The organism is Flavobacterium sp. (assembly GCF_044348915.1).
In the GTDB taxonomy this organism is placed as follows: Bacteria; Bacteroidota; Bacteroidia; order Flavobacteriales; family Flavobacteriaceae; genus Flavobacterium.
Map to the genome: position 1 here is coordinate 1 of NZ_JBIKRX010000114.1, position 7113 is coordinate 7113.

General features: G+C 33.4%; 4 protein-coding genes and 1 pseudogene. 2 read left to right on the top strand and 3 right to left on the bottom strand.

Going from position 1 to position 7113, the window contains the following annotated elements; all coding sequences use genetic code 11:
• Positions 1-188 precede the first annotated feature (188 nt).
• Genes ACIQ1E_RS13195 through ACIQ1E_RS13205 form a run of 3 tightly spaced genes read right to left on the bottom strand, consistent with a single transcriptional unit; the run spans position 189 to position 3706 of the window.
• Positions 189-1115 (bottom strand): Ppx/GppA phosphatase family protein, encoded by a 927-nt coding sequence (locus ACIQ1E_RS13195; RefSeq protein WP_396171779.1) that lies wholly within the window; start codon positions 1113-1115, stop codon positions 189-191.
• 27 nt (positions 1116-1142) lie between these two features.
• Positions 1143-3215 carry a polyphosphate kinase 1 gene (ppk1, locus tag ACIQ1E_RS13200; RefSeq protein ID WP_396171780.1) on the bottom strand — a complete coding sequence of 691 codons (2073 nt, stop codon included), beginning with the start codon at positions 3213-3215 and terminating at the stop codon, positions 1143-1145.
• 5 nt (positions 3216-3220) lie between these two features.
• A complete protein-coding gene (locus ACIQ1E_RS13205) occupies positions 3221-3706 on the bottom strand; it encodes a SixA phosphatase family protein (RefSeq protein WP_396171781.1) in 486 nt (161 codons plus the stop codon).
• 586 nt (positions 3707-4292) lie between these two features.
• Between ACIQ1E_RS13205 and ACIQ1E_RS13210 the strand changes: the two genes are divergently transcribed.
• Positions 4293-4865 (top strand): hypothetical protein, encoded by a 573-nt coding sequence (locus ACIQ1E_RS13210; RefSeq protein ID WP_396171782.1) that lies wholly within the window; start codon positions 4293-4295, stop codon positions 4863-4865.
• A gap of 45 nt (positions 4866-4910) precedes the next feature.
• A pseudogene (locus ACIQ1E_RS13215) lies at positions 4911-7113 on the top strand (hypothetical protein); the annotation flags it as partial.

Below are 7113 nucleotides of genomic sequence, written 5' to 3' on the forward strand. Positions count from 1 at the left end.
TGCAGCACAAAACTTTGCTAAAATACGCTCAGTCATTGATACAACTATAAAAAATGGCCTAAATGTATTGGAAGCATTGGTAATAATAGCTAAATTTGAGTTTGAATTATAAACTGATTAGTTACGTATTATTTTTTTTGAATTATGAAATTATTTTTTTTTTCTAACTCACAAAAAAAATAGTCTTTCTAAATCTTCCCGTAATACATCGCTTTTACAATTCCGTCGGATAGTCCAATTTTAGGAACATAAATATTTCTGGCGCCGCTCCATTTCATGGCATTGAGATAGATTTGCGTCGCTGGAATGATTACATCGGAACGGTCAGGATTCAAACTCAATTCGGAGATTCTTTGTTCGTAGGTCAATGAATTTAAGAATGTATATTGGGAATTCAAATAAATATAGGACATCGGTTTGTCTTGCAATTTACCGGACATTTTGAATAATTTGTTAATGTTACCACCTGAACCTATAAGAATGACTTCGTCATACTCTTTAGTGCTTGCTTTAATCCATTTTTCCATTTCTTGCCAAACCACATCACAAACCATTTTATTCAAAAAACGAACCGTTCCTGCTTTGAATGATTTTGAAACCACAATTTTTCCATTATCAAATAAAGAAAATTCGGTGCTACCACCACCAACATCTACATATAAATAGGTTTTGTCCGATTTCAAAAGATGATGTAAATCGGTTGAAGCGATAATAATAGCTTCTTTTTTTCCGTCAATAATTTCGATATCGATTCCCGCTTTTTCTTTGATAATTTCGACTACTTCTTGACCATTATAAGCTTCGCGCATAGCCGATGTAGCTAGTGCTTTGTATTTTTCAACTTTATGCACTTTCATCAAAAGCCGAAATGCTTTCATTGCATCTATCATTCTATCGATATTTTCTTCTGAAATTTCTCCGACCGTAAAGGAATCTTGTCCCAAACGAATTGGCACACGAACTAAGGAGTTTTTATTAAATTGAGCTTCTTTTCCTTCCTGCTCGACAATATAAGTGATTAGTAAACGCATTGCATTCGACCCAATATCAATTGCAGCATATTTTCTTATATTGAGGGTGTCCTGAATTGGTTTAATCGCAATTGGATTCAGCATAATTTTATATTTTGGAAATACTTAAGATTAAACATTTGCATTAATTGCTTCTACTTTGTTCTGATGATAATTATAAGTTTCGAATTGAGCTCTAAAAATAGGCTCATATCCTTTGCGAACTCTATATTTATTGTTCAATTTTTCGGAATGGAAGCGTGCTTTTACATTTCCTTTCCAACCGATATCAAAAATATCAATCAATTCTTTTTTTATTTTTTCATCATAAATTGGACAAGTAACTTCGACCCTAGCATCCAAATTTCTGGTCATAAAATCGGCAGATGAAATATAAACTTCAGGATCTCCTGCATTGCCAAATATGTATATTCGGGAATGTTCAAGATAATTATCAACAATACTTATAGCCTCTATATTTTCGCTCATACCAGGAATTCCGGGAATTAAGGAACATATTCCTCTTACCTCGAGTTGAATTTTCACCCCAGCATTACTTGCTTCGTATAATTTATCAATCAGTTCAAAATCAGATAAACTATTCATTTTTAGTTTTAAATAGGCCTCTTTACCAGCAGACGCATTAACAATCTCACGATCAATCATCCTATTGAAACGAGATCTGGTGTAATGTGGAGAAACAATCAGATGTTTGTAACGATACAATCGGTAATTAATTTCAAAAAATTCAAAAATTTTACTCGCATCTTTTAGTATTCCTTGATGGCTTGTCAACAGAGTGACATCTGTATATATTTTTGCCGTTTGCTCGTTGAAGTTTCCTGTTGAAATAAAGCCATAACGCTTGACAGAATCATCTTCGATTCTTTCGATGACACAAACTTTGCTATGTACTTTCAGCCCTTTTATACCAAAAATTAGCTGAATACCTTCAGTCTGCATCTGTTCGGCGTACGATATATTGGATGCCTCATCAAAACGAGCTTGCAATTCAATTTGAACGGTAACTTTCTTCCCATTTTTAGCCGCATTTATAAGTGAGCTAATAATCTGCGAATTTTTGGCCAATCGATACAAGGTAATCTTAATTGTAAGCACTTTTGGATCTAACGCAGCCTCGCGCAAAAACTTGGTTAGATACGAAAACGACTGATAAGGGGCATGTATTAGATAATCTTTTCTACTAATTTTCTCGAGAATACTTCCTTCCAGATTTAGACCTGGAACAGGCAAAGGCGGATTGGTTTTGTATAACAAATCGAATCTTCCAAGGTTTGGAAATTTCATATAATCTCGTCTGTTATGGTATTTCCCTCCAGGTATAATACTATCCGAAGAGATAATATGCATTTTATCTAGAATGAATTTTAGGGTGTCTTGTTCAATTAATTCATCATAAATAAAACGCACAGGTTCACCAATTCTTCTATCTTTTACACTAGAAGCGATCTTTTCGAGCATACTTTTACTCAAATCACTATCCATTTCTAATTGCGCATCACGAGTGATTTTGACCATATGAGCCGAGATACTTTCGCAATCAAAAATATTAAAAATACTTCCCAAATGATGTCGTATTACATCGTCTAGCAAAATCACAAATTGTTTTTCGTCGTTTGAGGGCAGAACAACAAATCGGTTGATAGTAGTAGGGATTTCAATTAATGCATAATGCACTTCTGATTTTTTTTTCATTACCAATTTGACTGCCAAATAACCAACTGAATCTTTCAGCACAGGAAATTCTGCTAAATCATTTAAGATTATGGTTATCAATTCTGGGCTAATTTTTTGGATAAAAAAGTCTTTCAAAAACAACTCGTGCTCCTGCGAAATATGATTTTCATCAATAATAAAAATGTTCTCGGTTTCGAGTTTTGCTTCAATCGTGTGCAGAATTTTTAAACTTTCGGCTTGTTGTTTGATGACAATTTGGGTAATTTCTTTCAATAATTGATGCGTTGAGATGCCACCAAAATGGTTTTTTCCTGATATTCCTGACAAACTTAATCGTCGGATTGCAGCAAAACGAACTCTGAAAAATTCATCAAGATTATTGGAAAAAATACCTAAAAAACGGAGTCTTTCCAATAAAGGCACAGTATCGTCTGCAGCCTCCTGCAATACCCTAGCGTTGAAGTTCAACCAACTTTTTTCTCGTTCTATGTATTTGTATTTGTGCACGCTTTCTATTTTAAATTCCTGGGAAATATTGTCTTTATCGTTTTACATTTCGCTATTCCTGCCCAACTGTCGGTTTCAAATTCTAGCCAAACTAAACCAGCTGTGGGTACATTATCTATAAAAATGTCTCCAAATTTATCAACAAAATTTGTAATAGCATCATTATGTCCGAAAAGAATAACTTTATCGAAATCATTAGAAATAGATTTGATAACCCTTTCTAATTGATTTGCATCAAAAGTATAAAGATTGTCTCTTAAAACGATACTTTCAACTGGATATAAAACCGTCGTTGCAAAAATTACAGCTGTTTCACGGGCTCTCCTTGCTGAGCTAGAATGAATTACAAAATTAGAAGGCAAGAACTTCACAAAATAATTAGCAACCAAATAGGCGTCTTCTCTTCCTCGTTGTTCTAATAATCTGTCAAAATCTTGCACGGGAGTATTCCAAGAAGATTTTGCGTGTCGAATAAGAATTAGATTTTTCATGGGCTCTATTTTATAATTTTAAACTAATGTGTAATGTGATTAAACAAATTTCATACTATTTATTTAAAAATTGGTCTTTTTTTGGAAAGTTCGGAACTAAATTTTAGTTAAAATACAGTTGTATTTATGAAAATACAATACTAATAATAATCAGGTCAATATTAACATTCGTTTGAAGTTATAAATAATTTGTTTTTTTGTAATACTATACATATATAACTATGTAAATATGCATTTAAACAGTGTTTTTTTGCATTTTATCGATGTTTTTTTGTCGGAGCTATTACTTTTTAAATTAGATTTGAATTAAATTAGTAATTATAACCTTCATAAAAAGGCTTTAGATTATTAAAAAAATTAACAAATAGCATCAAAAAATATTGTTGAATAGCATCAATAAAATAGATTTTTCAGCACAAAAAAACGGGTTGAAAATTATAAAAACGTCATTTCAACGACTATTTAGGTAATTGGTAGAATAAAAGTACAATAATGAAAAATCGGATTTAATTTAGCATACCGAATTATGCTTTTTAACATTTATAAAAAATATCATAGCAGTTTAATAATATTAAATAATGACATTATGAAAAAATTTACTCTAAATCAAATTGTTTCTTTACCAAGCAATTTAATTTCAGTTCAACATCAGTTCTATTTAACCTTAAATCGAGTTTTATTTATATTGGTCTTTACTATTTCAGTTGTAAACATTTCAGCTCAAAACATTAAAAGTCTTGATAAATTTCAAACTGAGAGTGGCTATACCGAAAAAACGCATTTTCAGTCACTTTTTAATGAAGAATCAACTATTGCCATTCACGATAGCAAGATTGAATTTGATGCAGAATCGGCAATGAACGTGATTGTTGTTGACTTAAATTCAATAAATCAACTGTACATTCCGAACTCAAAGTTTGCGTCAATTGAACTTATTAAAATTAAACTGAATGATAACTCAGATTTAAATCGCAAGATTGATTTGTCAAAATTGAGTCATTTAGGAAAAATGAAATACATACTGATAGTCTCATCTATTGAGGTTTGTCCAGAAAACGAAGGTAATTTACAATGTCAATCGTCAAAAATTCAAAATATGTTTTTGACATCTGAAAATGTAAATCCAACTATTGTTTTCAGAATAATAACTCCTATGTAAACCTTATAAACAAGCGTCATGAAAAATTTTACGAAACATTTATTTTTGAAAAAAATAGTTAGATCATTTTTAATCATCTTAGTTTTACTTTCGTTTTCAAATTTGGCCACTGCACAGGTTGAAAAAACTTTTACAGCTCGTAAGTCTGTAGAACGAATTCAAGGTGATTTTACGTTGATAGGTAACCACAACATTACAGTTAGCGGAAATCCAGTTGATGGAAATAACAATAATGCAAATATGGATTATGTTGATATTGATAATGACAATACAACTGTAAATTCATCCTCGGCTAATTTGGTGTTTTCAAGTGAAAATGGAGCAATACCATCCCAAGCTAGAATTAAATTTGCTGGGCTATATTGGACAGGACGTGCACATACCGGAGACAGTCCTGAACAATTTACTGTTGGAACCGTAACTTTAAATAAAACAAAGATTAAATTAAAAGTTCCAGGAACTTCAACTTACCAGGAAATTACTGCCAATGCGAACGATATTCGATACCCGAATGGAGGAACAAATGGCAATATGTACGTAGCTTTTAAAGACGTGACAAGCCTTATTCAAAATCTAACAAATAAAAATGGAACATATACTGTAGCAAATGTTGCGTTGCGGGAAGCTGATCCAACTGATAGTACTGGATACTATGGTGGTTGGGCTTTACTTGTTGTTTATGAAAATGACAATATGAAATTTCGTGATGTCGTTGTTTTTGATGGATACGCCTATGTGGCAGGCAACGTAGTTGCAGATTATAACATTGCCGTGAACGGTTTCAAAACAACTGAAATAGGCGCTGTTAATATGAAATTAGGAGTAATGGCTGGCGAGGGAGACAGGTCAATACCTAAGGATTATCTACGAATATTGAAACATTCAACCAACCCAGAGGTCTATGTTGACTTATCGCATCCGGGTAATTCGACAACCAATTTCTTTAACGGTTCAATCTATAGTAATACCGACAATGTAAAAAACCCAAGAAACCCAGATGACACCAATAATTTTGGGTTGGATATTAGTATGTTTGATATTGCTAATCCAAACAATTCTGTTATTAAAAACAATCAAACTGCAACTACATTCAAGTATGGTTCAGAGCAGGACACCTATACCATTTTTTGTTTAGCAATGGCTGTTGATGCCTGGATACCGGAAATAAATCTAACTAAGACCGCTAACCTATTAACCTACAGCTCCGTAGAACAACCTATTACCTATACTTTTACAGTTAAAAACACTGGTAATTTACCTTTAACAAACGTTACGGTAACGGATCCAACACTAAATCTGACTTTTCCAACAATTCCAACATTGGCTGCCGGTGCTAGCCAAACCTACACCACCACATATAATATTACACAAGCTGACTTAAATAGCGGAAAAAAATTGAACACTGCAATTGCAAAAGGTTTTATCGCCGCAACTGAGTATTCAATTAGTGATGACGCAACAATCACAGCCGAACAAAACCCGGCAATATCATTAACAAAAGTAGCAACTAAGACAACTTATTGCTCTGTTGGCGATGTTATTCCTTATACAATTACACTTACCAACAATGGTAATATTACAGTATTTAATCCGGTAGTTACAGATGCAACTGCAACCACAGGTCCAACTTATGCTAGTGGTGACTCAAATACTAATGGAAGACTGGATGTAGGTGAAAAGTGGATTTATAATGCAACTTATAACATTAAACAAGCTGACTTAACAGCAGCAAATTATAAAAATACTGCAAATGCTACTGGAGATGCCGATACAGATGGTAATGGCGTCGGAGACAAAAAAGTTACTGCAAGTGCTCAGGCGACTGTAAATTTAGGAACTGTGCCTGTTGCCAATGCTGGTGCTGATTTTACCAAAACTTGTACTGATAATACAGATGGTGCTGCTATAGGTGAAGCTGCTGTAACTGGATTTACTTATGCGTGGTTGCCAATAACTGGACTTTCTGATGCTACAAGTGCTAATCCAACTGCTAATCCAAGCGTAACTACTACTTATACCGTAACTAAAACAAATACCGCTTCTGGTTGTAAAGACTCTGACGAGGTAACTGTAACGGTAAATAATGCAACTGTGGTAGCTGAGGCTGGAACTGCTTTCACTAAAACTTGTACTGATAATACAGATGGTGCTGCTATAGGTGAAGCTGCTGTAACTGGATTTACTTATGCGTGGTTGCCAATAACTGGACTTTCTGATGCTACAAGTGCTAATCCAACTGCTAATCCAA

What these genes read in the sequence shown, in the direction of transcription:
- ACIQ1E_RS13195 (WP_396171779.1), bottom strand. Translation starts at nt 1,115, where the DNA reads ATGCTGAATCCAATTGCGATTAAACCAATTCAGGACACCCTCAATATA.
- ACIQ1E_RS13205 (WP_396171781.1), bottom strand. Translation starts at nt 3,706, where the DNA reads ATGAAAAATCTAATTCTTATTCGACACGCAAAATCTTCTTGGAATACT.
- ACIQ1E_RS13210 (WP_396171782.1), top strand. Translation starts at nt 4,293, where the DNA reads ATGAAAAAATTTACTCTAAATCAAATTGTTTCTTTACCAAGCAATTTA.